Raw genomic sequence first — 25146 nt, 5'->3', positions numbered from 1 at the left:
ACGCGGATGTTTTTTCTCTCTAATGATCACCTTAAGGTTTTTGGGCCTATATAGGCGGTTTTTAAACGAGCACTTTGCAAATAACCCGATTGCCGTCTCCCTCATAGGTCAGGTCGTCAAAGCTGAGCAGATTGGCCATAGCGATGCCTCTGCCATGGTTATCCGTGGCCCGCTCCACGCTGATCTGCAGGTACTCGCGCCAGTTGAACCCCGGCCCTTGATCGGTGATGGCGACGGTGATGGCGTCGTCGGTTCTAGTGAACTCCACCTGCACGCGTTTGTTTTGGTTTTCTGGAAGTTTCTGGCGCCGTTGCACCTCGTTCATCCATTCTCCGCGCAGGTTGAGGTCGGTTTTTTCGTCATAGGTGATGCCCAGGTTGCCATGCTCCACCGCGTTCACCAGCAGCTCCGCCAGACCGGTGACGACCTTGGGAGGAAAGGGAAACAGGTCCGCCAGCAGAATCGACGCCTGCTCGGCTTCCTCCACGGTGGCGAAACTCAATGTCAGTTGGCGCGCCATATGTCGCAGAGACTCATTTTTCCCTAGCTCGGTCATGAGCTTGTGGGACTCTTTGCCGAATTCCAGCGCGGCCTTGATGATGGAAATCAGCACTTCTTCTTCATAAGGCTTGGTGAGGTAGTAGTAGGCGCCGGCGTCGATGCCCTCGCGGATTTGTCCCGACTCCGCCGCTGCGGTCTGCATGATTACCGGGATCTCTTTTGCTCTGGGGTGTTCTTTGAGTTGCTGCAGAAAGGCGATGCCGTCCATTTTCGGCATCATGCGGTCAAGCAGGATCAGGTCCACTTTGAAAAGATGCCGCTCCAGGGTCGACCAGCCTTCGGCGCCGTCCGCGGCGGTGATAAGCTCGTAGCCGGTATCGGCCAGATAGGCGCGGATCAGGCGTAAGTTGCGTTCATCGTCGTCTATCGCAAGTATTTGTTCATGCATGCTGAGCGCTCTTGTCCTTGCTGTCAGGTGGGCGAGGGCTCCGCTTCCGGAATCAGCGCAATGAAGTCGGCGCCGCCCTGTTCATGGTTGCGGGCGTATATGACCCCGCGATGAGCTTTGATGATTTCGCGGCATATCGCCAGACCGAGCCCGGTTCCGCCTGCGCCGGTGTCTGTACTGCTGCTCTGGACGAATTTGTCGAAGATGCTTTCCAGCTCCGCGTCTGGAATGCCGTCGCCTTGGTCGGAAACGCTGAAGGCGAACACGGGCTCATCCGTATCCATTAAGGATAACTCTAGCAGCAATATGTTGTTTTGCGATCCATGAGGAAGCGGCGCCAATCCCACAATTTTCCTCTGCAGTTCGCCCACATCCGCCAGTCTCCAGCATGGATGCTTCAGGTCCCCGGCCTCTTGCGCCAGCTTCGCCAGCTTCTCCGCCTTGCGTTCGCTGAGTCCGCCGACGCGGCGCCAGTTGCTGGCGTAAGCGATGGTTTGGGCGGCGTCGGGAGGCGGGCGGGCTCCTTCCAGATGAGTGGGAGCGATGACGTCGCCTTCCTGAATCAGATAGATAGCGGAGTGGCTTTCATCCCAGGGCAATTCTCTGTTCAACCTTCTCAGGGTTTCGGTCAGGCAGTTCTCTTCCTGAAAGGGCCAGTAGGGGAACTCCGCGGAGGCGTTGGACTCGCTCGGGCAGGGGGCGGGGGAGGTGAAGAGCTCTATAAGCTTGTCTGGTTGCTGTAAAAGCAGCGCGGTCTTCTCGTTCAATCGCTCCAGCGTCAATCCGTGCAGAGCGAGCAACTCATACATGTCTGGCGTGCGATGGGCGATGCGCAGCCTGATGTGGCCTTGTTGCGGAGAGAACTTGATCGCATTGCTGAGCAGGTTGCGCAAGACCTGAGTCATTTTGGGGCCGTCGCACACGACAAAGGGGGAGTCCATTAAGTCTTCAGTATGAATCTGCAGTTCCTTTTTGCCCCATAGCGGCCGCAGCTCCTTCAGAAGTTTGTCCCGTATAGCGAGGATATCCACCAGGTTGAACGTGTAAGTCATGCGACCGGATTCCAGCTTGGCGAGATCCAGCAGGTTATTCAGCAATTCCAGCAGACCCTCGGCGCTGGTTTTGACTTCGCTGAGATGTTCGTAAACCAGCTCATCCGAATTTTTCACCCGCTTCAGGCACAGGCTGGTGAAGCCCAGAATGGCGTGGACCGGGGTGCGCAGCTCGTGGGACATGTTGGCCAGAAACTGTGACTTCACCCGGTTGGCGCGCTCCGCTTTTTCCTTCGCGGTGGTCAGCTCACGGGTTTGTCGCTCCAGCTGTTGCGCATATTCTCGCAACTGTTCGTCTGCGCGCTTCTTTTCAGTGATGTCTTCCAGTATGCCAAGGAGCGTTTCCGGCTCGCCCTTGTCATCGAAGATGGGCACCTTGGTGGTATGCGCCAGCCAGGTGCCGCGAGAGGTTGTAATCGGTTCCACCTCCACATTCGCTACTTCGCCGGACTGCATGACCTGTTCGTCGATGCTGCGGAAAAAATCCACCTCTTCCTTGTTGGGGAAAATGTCGTAGTCAGTCTTGCCGATAATATCGGCGCGGTTCGCTTCGAACAGCTTTTCCGCCTGACTGTTCCATATCAAAAAGCGGTAGTTGTTTTTTACGTCCTTGGCGAATACGGCGACAGGGATGTGGTCGATAATGCTGGCCAGCATGTCTTTCTGTACTCGCGTCTGTCGCTCCGCCTCGCGTCGATTCTCCGCTTCGCTTTCCGCCACATTCTTTGCGCCAGCCAACAATTGGTTGGCCTGCTGCAGGCGCTGCAGCAGGTTATGCAGCGTGCGTATGAACAGGCCAAGGTCGTCATCGCGATCCTTTTCCGGCAGGTTTATGAATTGCGGCTGATCCTGCATGGCGCGCAGATGACGGGTGACCCGTCTGAAAGGACGAATAATGGTGTGAGTCAGGCGGAAACCAGCGCCCAGACAGGTGACGAGCAAGATGGCGACGCTAATGAAGGTGATGCCTTCGATAAAATGCAGTCTTTCCTCAATATTGAGAGAGGAGCGGTGCACGTACTGATCGGAAATCTCTTGTTGCCGGTACAGCAAATTAACCGCTTCATCGCGCAGAGGGGATATTTTTTCGTGCAGGATGGCCATGGCGGCTCCCGGCGTCGATGTTTCCATAGCCTGAAACATTTGTTCGCCAAGCAGAGAGATTTCTTGTAAATGACCCTTCAGCTCATCTTCAATTGCAGACGTGTTTTCCATAATGGTCTGGGAAGGGGAGCGGTTTATCAGTTCGGACAGAGCGCGATAGCTTTCCAGAAACTGTTGTTGCGCCGCATCGCGGGCGTCCTGATCCGCCTCCATGGGAATGCGCTCCAGCATGGCGTAAATGCGCGCAAAACCCAGTCCCACCTGATCGAGATGCTTGAACAGAAGGCGGTCCTGATCGATGATTTTTCTCGACATATCGCTGACGAAATGCAACTGCCAGTGCTGGAACAGCGTGGCCGCCAGCGCGACGATTGTGATCAGCAACAGCGCGGAGAGTATTCGGTTGGAAGTTTTGCGCATGCAGGCGTCGCCGGAATTCCTTTACGTTATGACTGTCTGCCTAATTAATATATACGCGAAAAATATCAAACAAGTGTAGTTCATACCCAATGGCTCTGCGGCGCGCCTCGCGGCTTGAAAGACGCATATAAGCCATCACCCAAATAGCATAGAAAAAATCATATCTCCGGATGATACCAATTGGCTGGCTATTGTATAACCATTGAAGTACCAATAAGGCGAAAATAGACAATGGAAGGGTGATGCGATGAATCCACTTAAGAGAACAGGTATGCTCTCGCTGGCGCTGACGACCGGGTTGATGGCCGGTCAGGCGTTGGCGGAGTTTAAGGTGGTGGGGTACTTTCCCACCTGGCAAGGGGATGTGAACAGCATTCCTTACGATAAAGTCACTCATATCAATTATTCCTTTGCGCTTCCTACCGCCAGCGGCGGATTACAACCGCTTGAAGGCGGTACGCAACGTTTGAGCGCCCTGGTGCAGCAGGCGCACGCCGCTGGGGTCAAAGTGCAGATCGCTGTGGGCGGCTGGAACGACGGCGACGACTCCGCCTTCGCCGCGCTGTCAGCGAACAGCAGCGCCCGCGCGACCTTTATTCAGAATCTCATGAGCATGGTGGATCAATACAGTCTGGACGGTGTGGATCTGGACTGGGAATACCCCGAAGCGGGCGCGGAAGCGAATAATTTCAAGGTGCTGATGCGAGAGCTTGGCGAGGCCCTGCACGCGAAAGGCAAAATTCTGACCGCCGCCGTCACCGCCACAGACTTTCCCGGCAGCGTAGACGCTGACGTAATCAGCAGCGTCGATTTTCTGAATTTGATGGTGTACGACCTGGGCTATCCTCACTCCACTTATGAGCATGCTCAGAGTGCGTTAAGTCACTGGAAATTCAATGAAGGTCTGCCCCAGGAGAAAGCCGTCCTGGGCGTGCCTTTCTATTCCCATAAAGACTGGGTTGCCTACAAGGACGTGATCGCCCGCTACGGCGCTTCCGCAGCACAACGCGATGACGCCGGCGGCCTGGATTACAACGGCCAGCCTACCATTCGCGCCAAAGCGGAGCTGGCTCTGGCGGAGGCCGGGGGCGTCATGTTCTGGGAAATTTCCCAGGATACTCATGACGACACGTCCTTGATGAAAACCATATGGGATGTGGTAAGCGGTTCTACCGATCCAACCGATCCAACCGATCCGACTGACCCGACTGACCCGACTGACCCGACTGACCCGACTGACCCGGGCGCCTGCGATGTGGTCGTCTGGAGCGCTTCTGCGGTTTACACCCAGGGCATGAAAGTGAGTTATGAGGGCAAGATTTACGAGGCGAAATGGTGGACTCAGGGCGAGACGCCTTCTCAGTCCGGCCAATGGGGCGTCTGGAAAGAAGTGGGCGCCTGCGATGATGACGGCGGCGCGCCGACCGATCCCACCGACCCGACGGACCCTGGCGGTCCTACAGACCCAACTGATCCAACGGACCCCACCGACCCGGGCGGTCCGACCGACCCGACTGATCCAACAGACCCATCCAGCTGCGCAGTATGGCGGGAGGGCGTGACGTATCAGGCTGGCGATGTGGTGTCGTACAGTGGGTCCGTATACACCGCGCTGGTGACGCACACGGCGCATGTGGGCGCCAATTGGAACCCTGCCTCTACGCCAACCTTATGGGAGCAAAAAGGCGAGTGCGATGATGGGGGAAACGATCCTGGAGACGGCGACGGGGATAATCCCGGCGACGGAGATGGCGATACTCCCGGGGACGGAGATGGCGATAACCCAGGCGATGGCGATGGTGATAACCCAGGCGATGGAGATGGAGACAATCCAGACGATGGCGGCCCTGGTCCTGTCAGCGGGTTGCCCAAACACGCCCTGATCGGTTATCTGCATGCGAGCTTCGCCAATGGCTCAGGCTATGTGCGCATGGCCGACGTTTCCAATGACTGGGATGTGATTAACCTGTCATTCGCAGAACCGACGTCCCCAACCTCTGGTGAGGTGGAGTTCCATTTATGCCCGGTATCCGAGTGCGCCAATGTGGAATCCGAAGCGGAGTTTAAAGCCGCGATTCGCGCCAAGCAGGCCAAGGGCAAAAAAGTGCTGATTTCCATCGGCGGCGCCAACGGGCAGGTGCAATTGACCAGCTCAGAAGCGAAAGATGCCTTCGTGCGTTCCGTGTCGGCGATTATCGATAAATACGGTCTGGACGGTCTGGACATCGACTTCGAAGGACACTCGTTGTATTTGGACTCCGGCGACAATGATTTCCGTAATCCGACCACGCCGGTTATCGTCAACTTGATCGCCGCGCTGAAAGAGCTTAAGGCCAAGTATGGTGCAGGCTTCGTGCTGACCATGGCGCCGGAGACCTTCTTCGTGCAGAACGGCTATAGCTTTTACGGCAGCGGTAAGTGGGGCGGCGCAGATCCTCGGTGTGGCGCGTATCTGCCGGTGATCTACGCGATGCGTAACGATCTGACGTTGCTGCATGTGCAGGATTACAACTCAGGACCTATCGTTGGACTGGACGATCAGTACCACACCATGGGCACGGCGGACTTCCACGTGGCGATGACGGATATGTTGTTGGCGGGCTTCCCGGTGCAGAAAGACTCCAACATGATGTTCCCAGCGCTCAAGCAGAGCCAAATCGCGATTGGCCTCCCATCCAGCGTTAACGCTGGCGGCGGCTTCACTTCCGTGCAAGACGTGCAAACCGCGTTGGACTGCTTGATGAAGAAAGAGAACTGCGGAACATACCAACCCAAAGGCGTTTACCCCAATATGCGAGGGCTGATGACCTGGTCTATTAACTGGGACAAGTTCAACGACTACGAATTCTCCAAGAGCCATAAGGCGTACTTCGAGCAGTTTGGACTGTAACCGTCAGTCTGAATAGATCAGTGTGACTCAGAAGGCGCCTAAACGGCGCCTTTGCTTGTTTAATATCCAGGCTGCGGATATTGTGTGCGGGTCAATGGTCGTAATCAGAAGTAGCAGTCAATCATGGAGCTCACCTCCGTCGCAGACGGGTCTAGAAATACGCCGGGTAAAATTCTTCAGGTTAATCATGCCGGCGAATTCGGAGCCATCAACATCTATCGTGCGCAGATTGCCGTCGCACGCCTCACCGGCGCCAAGCATTTGGGGCTTCTGGAAGAATTTTTAGTCCACGAAAAAGAACATCACCGCATCTTTGGGGCAGAGCTCAAACGCAGGGGCATTCGTCGCTGTCCCAGCCTTTGGCTATGTGGCGTAGGCGGTTTTGTGCTGGGACTGATCTCCGGCCTGTTGGGCAAAAATTCAGTGCTGGCCTGCACCGCCGCAGTGGAAACCGTTGTACTGAAACACTTACGCGAGCAACTTCAGGCGCTGGAAAAACTGGGCGACCAGGCCGCCTATGACGCCGTAGCCAAGATCGTAAAAGATGAAGAAGAACACCAACAGGCTGGAATGGAAGCCAGGCAGGAATGCATCTTCTATCGACCCTACTACAACATGATCAGCCAATGCACGGAAGCCGTAATCTGGATGGGAATGCGCCTCTAAATCACGAAGTCGCTATACATTACCTGGTTTGAATTCGGTCCGCCTTTAATAGGATTTTATGAGCGACAAATATACAAGAAGACAAGTAGTCTCCGCGCTGAAAATACCCGTGATGGTATTCATCAGCGTGTTTTCCCTGATCCTGTTCTTTGGCTTCATCATTCCGCTTTTACTCGAACTGAAGCTTTCGTCATTCTCCTGGCTAGTCTCCTGGAGTTTTTGGAAAGTCATCTTAATCATTGTTGGCGCGCTTGCCGCACTGTATCTAGTAGGAGTATGCCTCAACAAAGCGGATCAGTTCCTGAAACAACGCTTACCATTTAAGGCCTACGCCGCCTACTTGGCGTTTGGGCGTCTTATGCTGGTTGTGATGTACGTATTTGTCGGCGCTATGCTTTATCGCGCATATATAGATGGAAGTGTTGAAGTCTATGTAGGGATTTTTATGTTTGTCTGTTTTACTTTTATGAATGCCTATCGGGAGGTGGTTGAGATGGGAGATAAAAGGCGGGAATAAACCGACCAGTGCTTTAATGTTTGGGGGTATTGGATTTTTAGGGATTATGTTATGAGTTTTGACGGCATAGTAATTGATAAAGCAGGGTCTTTGAAAAACTATTACTCTAACTTGAGTTTGTTATCTCCTTTTGATGTTTCCCGTATTGATTTCGTTCAATCTGCGCCTTATCTGGAAATAACCGGGACTCTGGGAGTTCCTCCTGATGCTTACAATAAGAAATATGGCGTAGCCTGTAGCGAAACCACAATTACGCTATGTTTATGGGGTATAGGTAAACTGGAGTTTGATAATTTATACGGGAAAGGGAAGGGAAACTTCAGCTTTTCGAGAAATGAGGAGCGTACAGACTTCCTGTTTATATCTGATGGCCGTCATATGAAAGGCGACTGTAAAAAAGTGGAATTAGTTGGCGTCAATGCGAGGGATGAAGTCAGTTATGAACGAAGAAAAGGGCGCTTGTTCAGCTACAGGAATTTATATAATGCAGCTCTTAATATTCTGGAGGAAGAAGGCTGGGATTTAAGCTTGGAGGGGCGGCCTAATAATGGAGGGTTCTATGATTCTCTTGCCTGGAAAGGAAGTAATTCTGAATTCAGACTTGAAGGAAATACTCCAATCGAGCTTTTAGGGATGTACGCCCTATACAAAAAGAGAAAGAGCGCAGATACACAAACAGGCTGGTGGAATCGTGATAGCGATAAGAATCTATGGCTAAGCTTGCTTGAAAGTCTAGACAAAATTCATTTCGATGAAGTTAGAAATAACTACCGTGATGAAGAGTGACGCGGATCTATCAAGCATCAGGATCATAATAAAAATAAGGATCGCCGTTTTCGTCAACGATGCAATCGTATAAGCCTTGCGAGTAGCGCTCCAGGTGGAGGTCTTCTTCTTTTTCGTTTGTTGCTTTCATGAAAGCGTTCCAGTGTTCTTTATGTTTGGTATGACAGGCGTCGAACTGAGCTTCCACGGCGGAGATGCAGGCGGGGTCGTCTTCGCCGCAGGTATCTATAAGGTGTGTTTTCTGCAGCTTTTCTCCAGCCAAACCGATCAGGCTGTCGCAGCCCGTCAGTAGCAAAGTGGTGAGAAATGTGGCGGCGGCTTTGTATTGTGGGCGCATGTAATATCCTCTGATCGCGGGCCAGATCCTTGGTCGGCCTTGTTTGAGTGGGCATTATAGGGAGGCTTCGGATGCAGGAAAGCTTTTTGACCGATTTTGGCTGCGTTTATTGATCTGGATTGCGTTTATCCTTATTAAATCGGTGTCAAAATGCGCTTTCAATCTGCTATCTTTGCGCCCCTTGTCGGCGCTTGGCGCTGGTCCCGGATTTAAATTCAGATGTGAGTGATAAGGTATGAGTACAGAACAGACATTGCATGCGCGCAGCGAATCAAAATGCGAACTTTGCGGCGCGGCGGATAATCTCGGAGTCTATGCGGTGCCGCCGACTTCTGACGGTTCCGCCGACCAATGCATTCTGGCTTGTGCGGTTTGTCAGGGGCAGATGGATGACCCGGACACGCTGGAAGTTAATTACTGGCGTTGCCTGAACGACAGCATGTGGAGCCAGATCCCCGCTGTGCAGGTAATGGCCTGGCGCATGCTAAAGCGTTTGAGCGCGGAGCCTTGGGCTCAGGATTTGAGCGACATGCTGTATCTGGATGACGACACGCTGACGTGGGCGAAGGCGACGGGTGAGGGCGAAGCAAAGGAAGAGGCTGTGCGTCACTTGGACAGCAATGGCGCTGTGCTGGAAGCGGGAGATACGGTCACATTGATCAAAGATCTGGACGTGAAAGGCGCCAACTTCACCGCCAAGCGCGGTACTGCCGTACGCGGCATCTCACTGGTGGCGGACAATCCTGAGCATATCGAAGGCCGGGTCAACGGCCAGCAGATCGTGATTCTTACCAAATACGTCAAGAAATCCAAATAAGCCGACGCCTATGAAAACGGGGCGTCCGCTGCGCCCCGTTGATTCTCTCCGGACCTCATGAGTCCTTCTTAACCTTCCGTACTATCGCCGCCGCGCTAAAGGTTTTTGAACTCCTTGTTAACGTTAAAGCGGTTGGACGTGACATAACGCTCCATGGACTGCAAACGCATTTCCAGTGCGCGCATACGCTCTTTGAGCTGCCGGGCGCGATCTGAGGCGCTTTCGCCATAATCAAATAACGGACGTCCCTGGCTTGGCGTGTAGCTGTCGCGCGGGCGTTTGGCCAGCAGGATGACGCCGGCGATGTAGAGCAGCACGCCGAGGCTGCCGCTGAAAATAAACACCGACAGCATCACGATGCGCGCCAGCCATACCGGCTGTCCGTAGCTCTCCGCCAGACCGGCGCAGACGCCGGCGATCCAGCCTGCGTCAGGGTCGCGATACAGATTGCGGTTATAGCCGTTTTGCTTGTTGGCTTCGCTCATGGTGGACTCCTTAATGGTGCTGCGGACGATCATGACGGTTGTCGTAGGTGCGCCAGCCGCCATGATCCGCATCTAAAATCGTTTCCAGCGCGTTGATGCGCTGCTCCAGGCGCTCCGCCGTTTTTAACGCGCTTTCCAGCAAGTCGCGCTCATCCTCGGACAGGCTGCGGCGAATCTTGCTCTTGGTGCGGTAATGCAGGATCAGCCAGATCGGGGCGACCAGACTGAGGAAGATCACCGTCGGCACGAAAAAGAAAACCATGATGGACGACATTAGTTTTTACTCCCGTTATCGGCATCCATGCGCGCCTTCAATTCGGCAAGCGCCTGCTCAACCTTATCGTTGCGCTCCAGCTCGGAAAACTCATCCATCAGAGAGCCGGTGCGGCCGAGATCATAGGATTCCACCTGGGCTTCCAGGTCATCCATTTTGCGCTCGTAGGCCTCAAATTTGTTGAAGGCCTCTTCTAGTTTATCCCGATTGCTGGAGCGACGGATATCCATGCGGGAGCGGGCGGTTTGTTCGCGCACCACCAGAGATTTCTGCTTGGCTTTAGCGTCGTCCAGTTTCTGCTGCAGTTGGGCGATTTCTTCGTGCAGCACTTCGAGTTGTTCCTCGATCGCTTTCAATTCTTTGCCGGCGATCTGCAGGTTTTCTTCAATGGCGCTTTTTTCCGCCAGGGCGGCGCGGGCAAGATCTTCGCGGTTTTTACTCAGGGCCAGGCGGGCTTTGCCTTCCCAGTTTTCGGATTCCTGACGCAGGTAGTCCATGCGCCGCTCCAGTTCTTTACGGTCGGCAATGACCCGGGCGGAGGTAGTGCGGACTTCGATCAGCGTTTCCTCCATTTCCTGAATCATCATGCGAATCATCTTGGCGGGATCTTCCGCGCGATCGAGCAGAGCGGTCAGGTTTGCATTAATGATGTCGCCGAAACGAGAGAAAATACCCATAAATCAATCTCCTTTGCTGTGTCGCCTGCGCACTCTCTATAAGCGCGTCTTGGCTTTTGAGGCCGGTTGTAACGTTGCTTAAGCCATAGCGAGTCTTGTGCCAATTTCTGTAAGTCGCTGAAAATACTTGTTTTATTTGGTTTCGTGGCGATATTTTCGTATTTGTGAGTTGTCTTTAATGGCTTGAGTGACTTATTTTTAGCTTAATTAGCTAATAAATGGTTTTTTATGGATGGTCGGCGACAAACATTGATTGGCGGCTCGGAAGAGTTGCATCGCGTGCTGCAGCAGGTGTCTCAGGTGGCGCCGCTGAACCGGCCTGTGTTGGTGATCGGTGAACGAGGAACGGGGAAGGAATTGATTGCGGAGCGTCTGCATTACCTCTCTTCCCGTTGGGAGCAGCCTTATCTGCAAGTGAATTGCGCCGCGATGAGCGAGTCGCTGTTGGAGTCTGAACTGTTTGGTCATGAAGCGGGCGCCTTTACAGGAGCTACGCGGGGCAGGGCGGGGCTGTTCGAAAGGGCGGATGGCGGCACGCTGTTTTTGGACGAGCTGGCGACCGCCTCCATGCAGGTGCAGGAAAAGCTGTTGCGGGTGATTGAATATGGCCGCTTTGAGCGCCTTGGCGGTAACAAGACGCTGCAGGTGGATGTCAGAGTCATCGCCGCGACCAATGCGGACTTGCCCACTATGGCGCAGGACGGTCGCTTCCGTGGCGACTTATTGGACCGGCTCGCCTTCGATGTCATCAGCCTGCCGCCGCTCCGTTTTCGCAAAGACGATATTCGTGAGCTGGCTGAGCACTTCGCGCTGAAAATGAGTATTGAGCTGGGGTATGACTGGTTCGCGGGTTTCGCTCCCCAAGCCATGACTCAATTGATGAATTACCACTGGCCGGGCAATGTGCGTGAGCTGAAAAACGTTGTCGAGCGCAGTGTCTATCGACATGGCGCCCAGGAACAAATGTTAACGGAAGTGGTTATCGATCCCTTTGGGAGTCCTTGGCGACCGTCAGCCACTGCGTCTATCGAAGACGTCCCGCAAGCGGCTGAGCCAATAGCCGCCGTGCAGACTGAGCGGGAAACAACAGAAGAGGCTGAGGACCTGGATTTGCGCAGTCGTATGGCGCAGTTCGAGCAGCGCCTGATCGCCGAAGCGCTCGCCGCCAATCAGTTTCACCAGAAGCGGGCCGCGGACGCGCTGGGGCTGACTTATCATCAACTGCGCGCCGCGTTGCGCAAGTATCCTCAGTTGCTGGGTGGCGATGACGCCCCCGCGCCCTGAGCCGCATTGAACAGTTTCGGGTCGTCGCCGAAGTACTTCTTTCGCAGCTTGTCGAATATGCCCGAGGTTTTAAGCTGCTCAAGCGCATCGTTCCATTCCTGTACTTTAACATTCGGCGACGACTTGCTGGCGGCTATCCATAGGGGCAGCGTCTGCAGCGGTCGCCCATATTGCAGGCTCTGCGAATACTCTCCCTGTTTCCAGCCCAGAATGGCCTCAGGTTTGGCGGTGTAGATGGCTTTGACCTGATCTTCGGCCAAAGCCTCATACAACTGCTTGCCGGTAAGCGCGATGTAAGGCACATCCTCTTGTTTGAGCATCTCTTCCTGTGGCGTGCCGATGATGACGCCGATTCCCCGCATTTCGCGGGCGGTATGGAAGTCGTTGATGGGCGGACGTCCTTCCTTGGTGATGAACATGACGGGGACATCGAACACTTTGCAGATCCAGGTGTACTTGGGCTCTCTTTCCTGGGTGCGGCTGAGTGGAAAAATAACGGCGTTGGGGGTTTTAATCGCCATATACTGAGCCCGGTTCCATGGCAGGAAGTTAGCGCTCACCTTCAATTTCATCGTCTTGTTCATTTCTCCCACTACTTCCATTAGAAAGCCGGGAGATTGCACTGATTTGCTGGTATAGATGGGCTCATCCTCCAGATAGAAGACGACATCGTGATCCGCCATTGCGGAAAAACTCAGTAGCAAAAGCAGGAGCAGCGTCAGAAAACGCGGGCGTTGCTTGGGTGGTGACATGCTTGGGTCCCAAAAAAAAGTGTGTAGTCAGCGCTCGCCGAAACCCTGCTCAAGGTATAGCAAAGAAAGGGGAGCGCTGCAAAATCCGCAGACTCAAGACTGTGCGTTTGTGTCCGGCATATTGAGGTAGATCATAGTGACGCCAAGAATGACCGTGAAGCGGAACGCGCCTTGTTGTCCATTCCAGATCTTGGACTGCCACATCAAAAACCATTCCCCGCCAACGGCGATAAAACCCGTGAACCAGAGGATCACGCCCAGGGTCAGCCCCATAATGGCCAGCCCTTTTGCCTGAGTGAACTGCTCGACGTCCCTGACGTTTCGCAGCAGACGATAGCCACCTATCCAGCACAGAATCGCAACCAACGATTCCGTCGCGATGATCAGGGCGTATGCGCCGTGGTGAATCACGGGAGACGTCAGCGCGCGCCACATGCCCTGATTGTCTGGGAAGGTGGTGTCCATGCTTAATACGTGGGAGACGAAGGCGAAGTTAGAGCCGTAATCCGTCAGGTTGTTGAAGGCCACCAGAGTGGCGAATAAGGCGGCGGCCCACACTAGGGCGATTTTGGAATATCGTGTGTACATACTGTTCCTTAGTAGTTACTGCTGGTCGCAACTTGCGGCTTACGGGCATATCGCGCCGGGCTTCGCGGAGTTGCCTGGTTCACCCAGTGGGCTTAACGTCCGAGGGTTAGCGCAACCCCTGGAGATATTGCTTTCTCTCCTCCGTTGAAAATTTCTCAATGGCGTAGCGCAACATGGTGCGAGGCATATTGCGATAGTGTTTGAGCAGGAAGGTTTCCTCCGATGCTTTATCCCGGTTGCCCACTTCCCGCAGCATCCAGCCGACGGCTTTCTGGATCAGGTCTTCGCTGTCCTGTAGCAGGATTTCCGCGAGTTGCAGAATGTCCGTGAAATCATGGCGGGTGATGTAGTGGTAAGTGGCCAGCACGGCGATGCGTCGTTCCCACAAATCGGATGACGCAGCCAGCGTATAGAGCTGGCGGCGATCTTTATCTTCAAGGTAAGGCCCGACGATAAAGCGGGCGGAGCAATCTACCAGATCCCAGTTGTTGATGAATCGGGTTTGGGCCAAATAAGCCTCGTACACCGCCTGCTTCTGTTCAGGCCCGCCTTTCTGAAACTGCGCTACCAGTAGCAGTAGGGCGAGCATACGCTCTTCATGATAAGGGGACTGCAGTGTATGCAATGTTTCCGTCAAACTGACGCCGCGCAATTCGGACGCCAGCTTGCGTAAGGTCGGCATTCTGATGCCCAGAAACTGGTCGCCAGCGCCATATTCTCCCGGCCCGGTTTTGAAAAAGCGCAGGGAGTGCGCGGCAATTGTTTCATTGCCGAGACGTTGCAGGCGGGCGCGGATTGCGGCGGCGTCGAGTTGCATGGGCGTCGTCTCAGGTTAACCTTTGGCGAAGTCTGTCAACGCGTCGCCTGTCAGACGGTAGATCACCCACTCGTCCATGGGCTTGGCGCCGATGGATTTGTAGAAATTGATGGCGGGCTCATTCCAGTCCAGTACGCTCCATTCGAAGCGGCCGCATCCTTTGGCGACGGCGATTTTGGCGATATGACGGAGCAGCGCTTTGCCTGCGCCGCCACCCCGACATTCAGGCGATATGTACAGGTCTTCCAGATAGATGCCGTGTTTACCCAGCCAGGTGGAATAGTTAAAGAAGTAAACCGCATAGCCCACGGGCTTGCCGTCTACTGAGCAAATCAGGGCGTGGGTGGTGGTGTCGGGACCGAACAGAGAGCGTTGAATCTCCTCCACATTGGTCTTTACTTCGTGCTCCGCTTTTTCATAGATCGCCAGCTCTGTGATGAATTGCAGAATGAGTGCGGCGTCGTCCGCGGTGGCGGTCCTGATGGTTATGTCCGTCATGTATTCCTCTAGCTCTGTATGGTTTTATCCGTGGGAAGGGAGGGCGCTTACACGGAGCCCTCTTTTTCTATGACCAGAATTCTGGCGGCTCCGATGGGATGTGCGACATGTTCCGTTCCGACGGCGGCGTAGAATATGTCGCCGCATTGTAGCGTGGCGATTTTAACCTCTCCCTGGTCTTTGTAATGCATGTCCACTTTGCCGTCCATTACGGCGAAAACTTCTTCGCCATCATTAACATGCCACTTGTACGGCTGATCCGTCCAGTGCAGGCGGCAGGTGACGCCGCTCATGTTGGCGATGTCGAGCGCGCCCCAGGCGCGGTCCGCTGTGAACTCTTTGCTACGGATGACTTTCATGGCGTATCGGGTCCTGTGTATGCTTGAGCGCGCACAGTATATGAGAGAAACAGGCCGGGAGAGAACCGGCTGCGCCTTCTCCGCGCATAGCGCCGCGGCTGACCGTGGGAGACAGGGCCTGATTAATAGTAAGGATATTTCATGGATTGCAGATTACTGACTCGGGATGACCTGGACGCCTTGTTTGCATTTGAACTGACTAACCGGACCTGGTTTGAAGCCCATATTGAGCCGCGTCCCGACGGCTTCTACACTCGCCAGGGCGTAGAAGGACATATCGAACACTATCTCCAGGCATGGGCGCAAGGGCGTCAGCTTCCATTTTTGCTGTGGGGAGACGAGGCGTCCGGCTCTGCAAATCAAATTGTGGTGGGGCGCGCCAATCTGCGGGGAATTTGCCATGACAGCGGCGACGCCTGGATCGGTTATCGTGTGGCGGAGGACTATTGCGGACGTGGACTGGCCACTGATGCGGTAAGGCATCTGATGGGCGAAGCCTATGAGCGGCTGGGGCTGCGTCGTCTGCACGCCGCTGTTTCTACCGCCAACCCCTCGTCGAGCCGGGTATTGGAAAAGTGCGGCTTCCGGCAGGCTGGCCTGATTCCGGAAGCGGCGACTCTCAAGAACCGGACGCTGGACTGTTACGAGTATCAGCACCGCCGTGACTGGCGGACATCCCGGCGACCCCTTGCATGAACTGTTTGACGACGCTGTCCAGGTGCGCGTTGATCTCTTCCTGGGGCAATGCGACGCCGAGCAGCGCGCGCCAGAACAAATCTCCCCGCAGTAACGCCATGAAGTGACGGCCGGCGCGAACGGGGTCCGTCTGAGGGATTTCCCCTTTCTGCATGCGCTTTTCGAGAAAACGGGCGACAGCGCTTTCCCCAACGGCGGGACCGGACCTGTAGAAGGCCTCACCCAGTTCCGGGTCCGCTTGAATCTCCGCAAGGATCATGCGGATGGCCGCCAGATTATGCGGGCAGAGCAGGAAGGTGAGAAAACGCTCCGCAACGATGCGCAGAGCGGGCTCCAGGCGGCGCCCATCCATCTGCAGGTCGCTCAACTGCTGAATGAATCTGGCGCTGGCGCTGGACACCACGGCCTGAAATAACACCGTTTTGCTCTTGAAGTGATTGTACAGCGTCGCCTTGGACACGCCGGCTTCTTTCGCCACCCGGTCCATGGAGGCGCGGGCGTATCCGCTTTGATGAAAAACGTTCTTGGCGGCTTCAAGTATCTGTTCGGTGCGTTGTGGGTTTAGTGCCATGGTGGTCGTTAAATTGCCTTTGTGCTTATCCGTCAAATCAGAGTAGAATGCAAAAACTGAACTGTACGGTTCAGTTTTGTGAATTGCAATCGACATAATTTTAACCCGGCGGCGGCTGAAAATCAGAAGTTGGGGCCAAAGTCCGACTCTTTGCTCAGAAATCCCGCCCGGGGCCCGTCTTTATCCTGAACCTGTATAGCGAACGTGGGACTGCGCCATGTCAAAGAAAATGATCCGTTTGATGTTGTTTTTCAGCCTCGCTGGCATTGCCGGTTGCGGCTATTACCTGTGGCATGCCGGCAAGGTCTCAACCGACGATGCGTTTGTCGAGCGCGACGTTATCTTCCTGACGCCCCGGGTTTCCGGCACGTTGGTGGAGGTGTTGGTGAGCGATAACCAGAAGGTGGCGGCGGGAGACCTGCTCGCCCGCATTGATCCCAAACCCTACGAAGCTGAATTGCAAAGCGCATCCGCCCGAGTCGCCATGCAGCAGGCGGCGATGGTGAAGGCGCAGGCGGATCTGGACGCTTTTACAGCGCGTTTGGATGCGCGTAAACAGGATGCTTTGGCTCAGGTGGACGTCGCCAAAGCGGAGAAACAGCACCATGAAAGCAACTTGGCGCGTCTGGATGCGCAGATTGCGCAGGCGCAGAGGGATGTGGATCGCTATGAGCGCCTGGCCGGGCGCAAGCAGGTCTCCGAGCAAGCGCTGGAAGATGCGAAAACCAATCTGGCTACTTTGCGTGCGGAGCGGGAGACTGTAAAAGCCTCCATCGACGTCGCCTCCAGCAAGGTGGCGGCGGCCCATTCTCAACAGAAAACCGTCGCCTCCGATGAGCGCAATATCGAAGTGCTGAAAGCGGCGATCGGGCAGAGTGAAGCGGCGCTCAAACAGGCGCAGGCGGATGAAGAACGCGCCAGTCTGGCTTTGCAATGGACGGAAATCCGCGCCTCCTCCAATGGCTGGATCAGCCGAGTGGATAAGCACCCTGGCAGCTTCGTCAGCCCGCAGACCAACTTCGCCATTGAAGTCACTGGCGCCGCCTGGGTGAAAGCCAACTTTAAAGAGACTCAGATCGGCGACGTACGTATTGGCGATAAAGTCAGCGTTGAAGTCGACGCATATCCTGGTGTGACTTTCAGCGCCAAGGTGGAGTCTTTCCAGCCTGGCACGGGTTCCCGTTTCAGTCTGTTGCCGCCGGAAAACGCCTCCGGCAACTACGTGAAAGTAGTGCAGCGCGTGCCGGTAAAAATCATTTTTGATGAAGTCCCCGACGGGGTGCAGTTGTGGCCGGGCATGTCGGTCATTCCCACCGTCTACGTCAGCGGCTCCTGATGCCGACAAAGACAGGAGTAAGCGCCATGCGCCGCCAATCGGAATCGCCAAGCGTCTGGGGTATCCATGCAGAAAACCGTTAATCCCTGGCTGATTGCGCCATTGGTGGCGCTCGCCGCTTTTATGGAGGTGCTGGACATCTCCATCGCCAACGTCTCGCTGCAGCATATTGCCGGCAGCCTGGGGGCGGGACCGGAAGAGACTACCTGGATACTGACGTCCTACCTTGTCACCAACGCTATCGCGCTGCCCATCGCCGGCTGGCTGTCCGACTATTTTGGGCGTACGCGCTTTTTTATCGGCAGCATTATCGGTTTTACGCTGGCGTCTCTGGCCTGCGGCATGGCGCCAGGACTGGAAATGCTGATTATCTTTCGCGCCGTGCAAGGTCTGGCTGGCGGCGCGTTGCAGCCAGTATCTCAAGCGATACTGGCGGATAGTTTTCCCTTGGAAAAGCGCGGCATGGCGTTCGCCATGTACGGCATCGCCGTGGTGGCGGCGCCGGCGATTGGTCCTACCCTGGGCGGCTGGATTACGGATGAGTTCAGCTGGCGCTGGATCTTTCTGATCAACGTGCCCGTTGGCATTGTCTTGATCATGCTGGTTAAACGCTTTCTGCCGGACGAGCCCGCCAACCATGATGGCTCCAAGGTGGATTATTTTGGCTTTGCTCTGATCGCCATCGGCCTGGGCTGTCTGCAATGGATGCTCGACACCGGACAGCGCGAAGACTGGTTTGAGTCGCCGCAGATAGTCGCCTTGGCGGTGATTGTGGTGGTGGCGCTGTTGACCTATATCGTGCGTTCTTTCGATCAGAAGAATCCCATCGTCGACCTGACGTTGTACCGTTATCCCAACTTCGCGATGGCGAATGTCATCATGTTTATGATGGGCTTTGTGCTGTTCGGCTCCACGGCGTTGTTACCGCTGCTGATGCAGACGCTGATGGGGTATTCGGCTTTCGATGCCGGTCTGGTGTTGTCGCCGGGCGGGTTCGCGATCATGTTTATGATGCCTATCGTGGGGCGTCTGGTTGGCGCCGTGGATTCCCGTATTCTGTTGATGCTGGGGCTGAGCGTGAGCAGTCTGGCGCTCTGGAATCTGGGGGACCTGACGTTGTCGGTGAGTCGGGATCAACTGGCGTTGGCCCGAGTGTGGCAGACGCTGGGTCTGGCGTTCCTGTTCATTCCCACGACATCCAGCGCTTATGTCGGGTTGCCTACGTCGGCGAACAATCAGGCGGCGGCCATGCTGTCGTTCATGCGTAATCTGGGGGGCGGCGTCGGCATCGCCTTATTGATGACATTCCTGGATCGCGTCGCGACCGTGAATCGCGGTCATCTGGTGGCTAACACCAGCCCGGTCAGCGAGGTCTGGAGCCAGCATTATATGCAGTTGCAGCAGATCACTGGCGACGCCACTCGCGCATTGATGATGGCTAATCAGCAGGTGGCCGAGCAGGCCCGGTTTATCGCATTCATGGACAGCTTCAAGATGCTGGCGATCCTGTTTGCGCTGCTGATTCCTCTGGTGTGGAAGCTGAAGCCATTACCCCGCAGCGGCGTCGGCGCGCCTCAAGGCGCTCACTAACGCGTTGCCATTGTTGTCAGTGAAGGCGCCGCTATTTGGCGGCGCTATCGCAGTACAGCTTTTTCAGCAGCGCAATCATTTGTTTGACTTCATTGCCTTTAAGACGATACGTCACGCTCTGCTGATACTTCTCCGTCTCTACCAAATCCGCCTGACGCAGCACGCTTAGATGCTGGGACATGGCGGACAGACTCAGTTCCGTCGCTTCCGCCATTTCCGTCACCGTACGCTCACCGTCGCACAGCAGGCAGAGAATGAACAATCGATTGCGATTGTCCATGGACTTGATTAACGACAAAGCCTTTTCAAAACCTTCGGGGTCAAATTCGTTATCCAGCATAATTTGAAGTCACACATCTAATGAATTGACTAATATTTTAGAATAATCTAAATTAGAAAAAAATCATTTAGATTATTCTAAACAAACAATCGGCAGCTAAGCTTTCAGCCATCCGAACAGGAGTAGGTCGCTATGAACATTGATCGACTGGTCTTCGCATTCGCAGGTTTCATGGTTTCTCTCGGTTTGATTCTGGGTTACTGGGTGAGTCCCTATTGGTTCCTGCTTTCCGCCTTTGTCGGCCTGAATATGTTTCAGGCGGCGTTCACCGGCTTTTGTCCGTTAGCCATGGTGTTGAAAAAACTGGGGTTCCATCCCGGAAGCGCCTTTCACTGAGGCCCTGCTATGCTGACTTTATCAGAACATGCCTCCCGACACCCCAAGTTTTGGTTCCGCCTGAGCGGGGCTCTTTGCCTGCTGCTGATTCTTCTGGCGGCGGCTCCAACACTGAGCCCCGCGACGTTTTCCTTCCTGAACCCTCTACACATTGATACCGACCCGGAAAACATGCTGCGGGAGGATGAACCTGTCAGGGTGACTCACAACCATCTGAAACAGGAATTCAGCCTGTACGATGTTGTCGTGGTTGGGGTGATCAACCGCGATCATCCTCAGGGCGTATTCAATGCGCGCTCACTTAAGAACGTGTATGACCTGGCCGCTTTCGCACAAGGTTTGCGCTGGGAGGAGAACGGCCGTGAGCAGGGCGTGGTGGGCGTGGATCTGATGGCTCCGTCCACAGTGGATAATATTGAGCAGGCCGGACTGGGAACGGTGCGTTTTGAATGGCTGATGCCGTCGCCTCCCGTTAACGACGCCGCGGCTTTGCAGGTCGCGGAAAAAGCCATGCGTATTCCCATGCTGCGCGACACTCTGGTGTCATCGGACCAGAAAGCGCTGGCGCTTTACGTTCCTATAACGTCAAAAGACATCAGTTACCAGATCGCGGAGAAGTTGCGCGCCAAGGTCGCTGAGTTCGACTCAAATGATGAGTACCACATTACCGGGCTGCCGGTGGCGCAGGATCAGTTTGGCGTGGAGATGTTCAAGCAGATGGCGATTTCCGCGCCGCTGGCGATGCTGCTGATTTTCCTGCTGATGTGGTGGTTTTTCCGCCATCTGCGTTTGGTGCTGGCGCCGCTGGCAGTGGCCATGATTTCCGTGATCCTGACCATGGGGTTGCTGGTGGTCACCGGCAATACCGTGCATATCATGAGTTCGATGATCCCCATTTTTGTCATGCCTATCGCGGTGCTGGACGCGGTGCATATCCTGTCGGACTTCTTTGATCGCTATCCCCGGATACGCGACCGCAACAAAACGATTTGCGAAGTGATGGAAGAGCTGTCGGCGCCGATGCTGTACACCTCGATCACTACCTGTGCGGGCTTCGCCTCATTGGCGTTCACCCCGATTCCTCCTGTGCAGGTATTTGGCGTATTCGTTTCCATTGGCGTGGGGCTGGCCTGGTTGTTGACGGTGACGCTGGTCCCCGCCTACATCATGTTGATGCCGGAAAACTCCTTGCAGGGATTTGGTATGAACACGGACAAAGATGGAGAGGAGCATACGGCGCTGGCGCGGTTTCTTCATGCGCTGGGGCGTTTCACCTATCGCCACGCCAAACTGGTGCTGGTGGCGACTTTGTTGGTGGCGGTTGGCGCAGGCTATGGCATTAGCAAAATCCAGATTAATGACAACCCGGTGAAATGGTTTGCGGAAAGTCATCCGATTCGGGTTGCGGATCAAGCGCTGAATGCGCGTTTTGCGGGAACCTATATGGCCTATCTGGCGCTGCAGCCAGCGGCGCCGGCTACATTGGAGGATGCCCGCAACCGGGTCGCCGCGTTATTGAACGAGACGGATGCGGCCATTCAAGAGCCCGCTCGCGCCCTTATCAGCGTAGCGACTGCGCAAACCCGAGATGAATGGTTGCGTGAGGTGCAGGACTCCGTGGCGGGCGCCCGCGAACAGACGGACACAGATGCGCTATGGGACGCGTGGGATGCGTTGGGGCAGGGGCTGGACGCGGTGAGACAAAGCGCTGAAACCTTTAAACAGCCTGAGTCCCTGGTTTATATCGAAACCCTGCAAAAGTACCTGCAGGAAACCGGTCTGGTGGGTAAGAGCAATGCGCTGCCGGACATTGTCAAAACCGTGCACAGAGAACTGATGCAGGGAGAAGCGGAGGCGTTTCGCATCCCCGCCAGCGCTCCGGCGGTGGGGCAGACGCTGATTACCTACCAGAGCAGTCATCGTCCTCAGGACTTGTGGCGCTTCGTAACGCCGGACTATCGCAACACCAATTTGTGGATACAGCTGAAAAGCGGAGACAACAAGGACATGGCGGCGGTGGTCGCCGCGGTGGATCGCTTTTTCGCGCAGCATCCGGCCCCGACGGCCCTCAAGCATGAATGGTTTGGGCTGACCTATATCAATGTGGTGTGGCAGGAAAAAATGGTGAGCGGGATGTTGGAGGCGTTTCTCGGCAGCTTCCTGATTGTGCTGGCGATGATGGCGTTTTTATTCCGGTCCCTGTGGTGGGGGCTGCTCAGTATGCTGCCGTTGACGGTCACAATTGGCGCGATCTACGGCGTCATCGGTTGGATTGGCAAAGATTACGATATGCCGGTGGCGGTGCTGTCAGCGTTGAGTTTAGGGCTGGCGGTGGATTACGCCATCCACTTTCTGGCTCGCAGCCGCTTTCTGTATCGGCAGACCGGCTCCTGGCGTGAGACGGTGGACGCGGTGTTTGGCGAGCCGGCGCGGGCGATTACCCGCAATGTGATTGTTATCGGCGTGGGGTTCCTGCCGTTGTTGGCGGCGCCGTTGATTCCCTATCAGACTGTCGGGGTGTTTATCTCTTCCATTTTGCTGTTCGCCGGCGTGGCGACCTTGCTGATCCTGCCTGCGCTGCTGACGGCGTTTGATCTCTTTCTGTTTAAAAATCTGCAACCAACAAGGGAGGCTGAGGCATGAGTCTTTCATTAAAACGATGGGCGACGACCTGGGTATTCGTCATGACGGGAATTTCGGCGACGCCGGCGGGCGCTGTGGATCAGGCGCAGGTGGATGACATCGTACGCAAGGCCAGCCACGCGGCTTATTATCAGGGCGTGGACGGCAAGGCGAGGGTGGATATGCGCATCTTCGACGCGCAGAACCGGGAGCGCTCGCGGGAATTCACCATTCTGCGGAAAGACATTGACGACGCAGGCGACGGCGATCAGAAGTTTTATGTGTACTTTCACAGCCCGGCGGATGTGAGCAAAAGCGCCTTCCTGGTATGGAAGCATGTGAAGGGAGATGACGACCGTTGGCTCTATCTGCCGGCGCTGGATCTGGTGAAACGCATTTCCGCCAGTGATGAACGCACCAGCTTCATGGGCTCACATTTTTTCTATGAAGATGTGTCCGGGCGCACCCCGGATGAAGACAATCATGTGTTGCTCGAAGAGACGGACAACTACTACGTGCTGAAAAGCACGCCAAAAAACACCGGCAATGTGGAGTTCGCCTACTACAAAAACTGGATTCACAAGACCACCTTTATTCCAGTGAAAACAGAGTTTTACGATGCATCGGATCGGGCTTATCGCACCTATCAGGCGACGCGGGTGGAAATGGTGGACGGCTATCAGACAGTGACGGAATCCAAAATGAGCGACTCGCGAATCGGCGGCTACACTCAGATGCGCTACAGCAAAGTCGATTACGATGTGGATATTCCAGAAGATATTTTCAGCGAACGTTATTTGCGTAGCGCGCCGCGTCAGTATCTACGCTGAGAGAGGGCGGGAGCACTGATGAAAACACCGCTTCGAATCGCCGCGATCCTGCTTATAAGCGCTCGCGCCTGGGGTGAAGAGCCCGCGTTGCCTATGGGGCTGGGAGCGGAAGAACCACAACTGCCGACAGGGTTGGAAGAGCCTGCTAAACCATCCGCCAATGAGCCGGACCTGCCTGTCGGCCTGGATCTGGCGGAGCCCGAGTCGAATGGTAGGGACCAAGGAACAGAGGCAGGGCTGACTGCGGTTCCGTGGCAAATGTCCGGCTTTGCGGAAACCCGACTCGGCGCCCGATTGCAGGATGATCCGACGCAAAAACGGGCGTCCATAGGCGAAGCGCGCGCCCAATGGCAGGCGGAGGCGTTTCTGGAGTCGGTCACGTTTAAGGGCGTGGCGGATGTCCTGTACGACCCGGTATTGGATCATCATCGTATCGATCTTGAGCGCGGAGAAGGCTGGCTGGACTTGCGCGAAGCCAACTTTTTGGTGCGTCCGGCGGATGCGATGGATATCAAGCTGGGACGTCAGATTCTCACTTGGGGAACCGGCGATCTGTTGTTCATCAACGACCTCTTTCCCAAGGACTGGAACGCGCTGATGATTGGCCGTGACGAGGAGTACCTGAAAGCGCCTTCGGACGCCGCCAAGATATCCTTCTTCAGTGATGTAGTGAATCTGGACTGGGTGTACACGCCGCAATTCGACGCGGACCGTTACATTGATGGCGAGCGGATTTCATACTACAGCGCTGGCGACGGTGAAGTGGTGGGGCGTAATCAGCCCGTGCGGGTGGAAGGGCGTCAAAACGCGTTGCAGGATGATGAACTGGCGTTGCGGGCTTATCGTCTATTGGGTCCTTATGAACTGGCCGCCTATTATTATCGCGGCTTCTGGAAAAGCCCGGCGGGCGTTAATCCTGACAGCGGCCTGTATAGGTTTCCTGAGCTGCAGGTGTGGGGCGCGAGCGTGCGTGGTCCTGTCGCCGGCGGCGTAGCCAATGCGGAGCTGGGCTACTATGACAGCCTGGAGGATGAGCGCGGTGACGACCCCTGGGTGCGCAACAGTGAGTGGCGCGCTTTGGTTGGCTATGAACGCGAGCTGCTGCCGGAGCTGACTGGCGCGGTGCAGTTCTATGTTGAGTCCATGCAGGATTATGACGCCTTCAAGGCCTCGCAGCCCTCTGGCGCATATCTGAAGGACAAGCGCCGGGAGGTGGTGACGCTGCGTTTGACCCAGCTTTTGATGAACCAGAATCTGACGCTGTCATTGTTCAATTTCTGGAGCCCCAGCGAAGACGACGGCTACTTGCGTTTAAAGGCTAACTACAAGGTAGACGATCACTGGCGCGTGGAGAGTGGCGCTAATGTTTTCTACGGAGAGAAAGTGGAAACCTTTTTTGGCCAGCTCAAGGACAACAGCAATCTCTACGTAGCGTTGAGATATGGGCTTTAGCCATCCCACTCTCATGAATAAAATTTCATAACTTTGCCAGTCCTACGCCGCCAAGGCTTTCAAGTCATTCGACGGAAAGAGGGCTCCTTCGCCATGCAGAA

General features: G+C 55.2%; 26 protein-coding genes. 13 read left to right on the top strand and 13 right to left on the bottom strand.

The features are described 5' to 3' along the window. Positions 1-61: 61 nt before the first annotated feature. The gene (locus KP814_RS01945) at positions 62-949 is read right to left on the bottom strand and encodes a response regulator (RefSeq protein ID WP_216735163.1); all 888 of its coding nucleotides are present in this window, start codon (positions 947-949) and stop codon (positions 62-64) included. Between the two features lie 23 nt (positions 950-972). After that, complete coding sequence (locus KP814_RS01940) at positions 973-3525, bottom strand: ATP-binding protein (protein ID WP_216735162.1); 2553 nt, start codon at positions 3523-3525, stop codon at positions 973-975. Between the two features lie 271 nt (positions 3526-3796). On the opposite strand from KP814_RS01940, the gene KP814_RS33220 reads away from it, so the two are divergent. The 4 genes from KP814_RS33220 to KP814_RS01920 all read left to right on the top strand — a co-directional run bounded on the left by KP814_RS33220 (position 3797) and on the right by KP814_RS01920 (position 8384). Beyond that, positions 3797-6415 carry a glycosyl hydrolase family 18 protein gene (locus KP814_RS33220; RefSeq protein WP_216735161.1) on the top strand — a complete coding sequence of 873 codons (2619 nt, stop codon included), beginning with the start codon at positions 3797-3799 and terminating at the stop codon, positions 6413-6415. Positions 6416-6538: 123 nt separating this feature from the next. Beyond that, on the top strand, positions 6539-7081 hold the full coding sequence (locus KP814_RS01930; RefSeq protein ID WP_216735160.1) for a demethoxyubiquinone hydroxylase family protein: 543 nt from the start codon (positions 6539-6541) through the stop codon (positions 7079-7081). A gap of 58 nt (positions 7082-7139) precedes the next feature. Next, positions 7140-7598: a hypothetical protein gene (locus tag KP814_RS01925; protein WP_216735159.1), complete on the top strand. Its 459-nt coding sequence runs from the start codon at positions 7140-7142 to the stop codon at positions 7596-7598. Positions 7599-7649: 51 nt separating this feature from the next. Further along, a complete protein-coding gene (locus KP814_RS01920; RefSeq protein WP_216735158.1) occupies positions 7650-8384 on the top strand; it encodes a hypothetical protein in 735 nt (244 codons plus the stop codon). A 10-nt stretch (positions 8385-8394) separates the two neighbouring features. On the opposite strand, the gene KP814_RS01915 is transcribed toward KP814_RS01920, so the two are convergent. Next, on the bottom strand, positions 8395-8721 hold the full coding sequence (locus tag KP814_RS01915) for a hypothetical protein (RefSeq protein ID WP_216735157.1): 327 nt from the start codon (positions 8719-8721) through the stop codon (positions 8395-8397). Positions 8722-8956: 235 nt separating this feature from the next. Between KP814_RS01915 and KP814_RS01910 the strand changes: the two genes are divergently transcribed. Further along, positions 8957-9538 (top strand): alkylphosphonate utilization protein, encoded by a 582-nt coding sequence (locus tag KP814_RS01910; RefSeq protein WP_216735156.1) that lies wholly within the window; start codon positions 8957-8959, stop codon positions 9536-9538. A 95-nt stretch (positions 9539-9633) separates the two neighbouring features. On the opposite strand, the gene pspC is transcribed toward KP814_RS01910, so the two are convergent. The 3 genes from pspC to pspA are packed head-to-tail and all read right to left on the bottom strand — an operon-like array spanning position 9634 to position 10974. Then, positions 9634-10023: an envelope stress response membrane protein PspC gene (gene pspC / locus KP814_RS01905; protein WP_216735155.1), complete on the bottom strand. Its 390-nt coding sequence runs from the start codon at positions 10021-10023 to the stop codon at positions 9634-9636. Between the two features lie 10 nt (positions 10024-10033). Beyond that, a complete protein-coding gene (gene pspB / locus KP814_RS01900; protein ID WP_216735154.1) occupies positions 10034-10297 on the bottom strand; it encodes an envelope stress response membrane protein PspB in 264 nt (87 codons plus the stop codon). Then, on the bottom strand, positions 10297-10974 hold the full coding sequence (gene pspA / locus KP814_RS01895; protein ID WP_216735153.1) for a phage shock protein PspA: 678 nt from the start codon (positions 10972-10974) through the stop codon (positions 10297-10299). The genes pspB and pspA overlap by 1 nt, the downstream gene beginning before the upstream one ends. Positions 10975-11202: 228 nt before the next feature. Between pspA and pspF the strand changes: the two genes are divergently transcribed. After that, complete coding sequence (gene pspF / locus KP814_RS01890; protein ID WP_216735152.1) at positions 11203-12258, top strand: phage shock protein operon transcriptional activator; 1056 nt, start codon at positions 11203-11205, stop codon at positions 12256-12258. Here pspF and KP814_RS01885 read toward each other — a convergent pair. The 5 genes from KP814_RS01885 to KP814_RS01865 form a co-directional block, all read right to left on the bottom strand. Beyond that, the gene (locus tag KP814_RS01885; RefSeq protein ID WP_216735151.1) at positions 12222-13010 is read right to left on the bottom strand and encodes an ABC transporter substrate-binding protein; all 789 of its coding nucleotides are present in this window, start codon (positions 13008-13010) and stop codon (positions 12222-12224) included. The two genes, pspF and KP814_RS01885, sit on opposite strands and share 37 nt — an antisense overlap. Positions 13011-13103: 93 nt before the next feature. Continuing rightward, positions 13104-13598 (bottom strand): DUF2165 family protein, encoded by a 495-nt coding sequence (locus KP814_RS01880; protein ID WP_216735150.1) that lies wholly within the window; start codon positions 13596-13598, stop codon positions 13104-13106. 106 nt (positions 13599-13704) lie between these two features. Continuing rightward, positions 13705-14415: a DNA alkylation repair protein gene (locus KP814_RS01875; RefSeq protein WP_216735149.1), complete on the bottom strand. Its 711-nt coding sequence runs from the start codon at positions 14413-14415 to the stop codon at positions 13705-13707. 15 nt (positions 14416-14430) lie between these two features. After that, positions 14431-14913, bottom strand: a complete 483-nt coding sequence (locus KP814_RS01870) for a GNAT family N-acetyltransferase (protein ID WP_216735148.1) — start codon at positions 14911-14913, stop codon at positions 14431-14433. A 47-nt stretch (positions 14914-14960) separates the two neighbouring features. Next, the gene (locus tag KP814_RS01865; RefSeq protein WP_216735147.1) at positions 14961-15272 is read right to left on the bottom strand and encodes a cupin; all 312 of its coding nucleotides are present in this window, start codon (positions 15270-15272) and stop codon (positions 14961-14963) included. Positions 15273-15413: 141 nt separating this feature from the next. Between KP814_RS01865 and KP814_RS01860 the strand changes: the two genes are divergently transcribed. Next, positions 15414-15968 (top strand): GNAT family N-acetyltransferase, encoded by a 555-nt coding sequence (locus KP814_RS01860; RefSeq protein WP_216735146.1) that lies wholly within the window; start codon positions 15414-15416, stop codon positions 15966-15968. Here KP814_RS01860 and KP814_RS01855 read toward each other — a convergent pair. Then, positions 15892-16539: a TetR/AcrR family transcriptional regulator gene (locus tag KP814_RS01855; RefSeq protein ID WP_216735145.1), complete on the bottom strand. Its 648-nt coding sequence runs from the start codon at positions 16537-16539 to the stop codon at positions 15892-15894. The two genes, KP814_RS01860 and KP814_RS01855, sit on opposite strands and share 77 nt — an antisense overlap. Before the next feature lie 217 nt (positions 16540-16756). Here KP814_RS01855 and KP814_RS01850 point away from each other — a divergent pair, with 217 nt between their 5' ends. Further along, the gene (locus KP814_RS01850) at positions 16757-17875 is read left to right on the top strand and encodes an HlyD family secretion protein (RefSeq protein WP_216735144.1); all 1119 of its coding nucleotides are present in this window, start codon (positions 16757-16759) and stop codon (positions 17873-17875) included. Between the two features lie 66 nt (positions 17876-17941). Beyond that, complete coding sequence (locus tag KP814_RS01845) at positions 17942-19465, top strand: DHA2 family efflux MFS transporter permease subunit (RefSeq protein ID WP_216735143.1); 1524 nt, start codon at positions 17942-17944, stop codon at positions 19463-19465. 31 nt (positions 19466-19496) lie between these two features. Here the strand turns inward: KP814_RS01845 and KP814_RS01840 are convergent, their stop codons facing one another. Next, positions 19497-19805: a helix-turn-helix transcriptional regulator gene (locus tag KP814_RS01840; RefSeq protein ID WP_216735142.1), complete on the bottom strand. Its 309-nt coding sequence runs from the start codon at positions 19803-19805 to the stop codon at positions 19497-19499. Between the two features lie 132 nt (positions 19806-19937). On the opposite strand from KP814_RS01840, the gene KP814_RS01835 reads away from it, so the two are divergent. The 4 genes from KP814_RS01835 to KP814_RS01820 are packed head-to-tail and all read left to right on the top strand — an operon-like array spanning position 19938 to position 25045. Next, positions 19938-20141: a DUF2892 domain-containing protein gene (locus KP814_RS01835; RefSeq protein WP_216735141.1), complete on the top strand. Its 204-nt coding sequence runs from the start codon at positions 19938-19940 to the stop codon at positions 20139-20141. A 9-nt stretch (positions 20142-20150) separates the two neighbouring features. Further along, positions 20151-22784: an RND family transporter gene (locus KP814_RS01830; RefSeq protein WP_216735140.1), complete on the top strand. Its 2634-nt coding sequence runs from the start codon at positions 20151-20153 to the stop codon at positions 22782-22784. Then, on the top strand, positions 22781-23593 hold the full coding sequence (locus KP814_RS01825; RefSeq protein ID WP_216735139.1) for an outer membrane lipoprotein-sorting protein: 813 nt from the start codon (positions 22781-22783) through the stop codon (positions 23591-23593). The genes KP814_RS01830 and KP814_RS01825 overlap by 4 nt, the downstream gene beginning before the upstream one ends. Positions 23594-23611: 18 nt before the next feature. After that, on the top strand, positions 23612-25045 hold the full coding sequence (locus KP814_RS01820) for a DUF1302 family protein (RefSeq protein ID WP_216735138.1): 1434 nt from the start codon (positions 23612-23614) through the stop codon (positions 25043-25045). Positions 25046-25146 lie beyond the last annotated feature (101 nt).

The sequence above is a fragment of the Hahella sp. HN01 genome (genome assembly GCF_018986435.1).
Lineage (GTDB): Bacteria > Pseudomonadota > Gammaproteobacteria > Pseudomonadales > Oleiphilaceae > Hahella.
The sequence above is the reverse complement of the archived record's forward strand: the minus strand, read 5'-3'. Positions and strand labels throughout refer to the sequence as shown.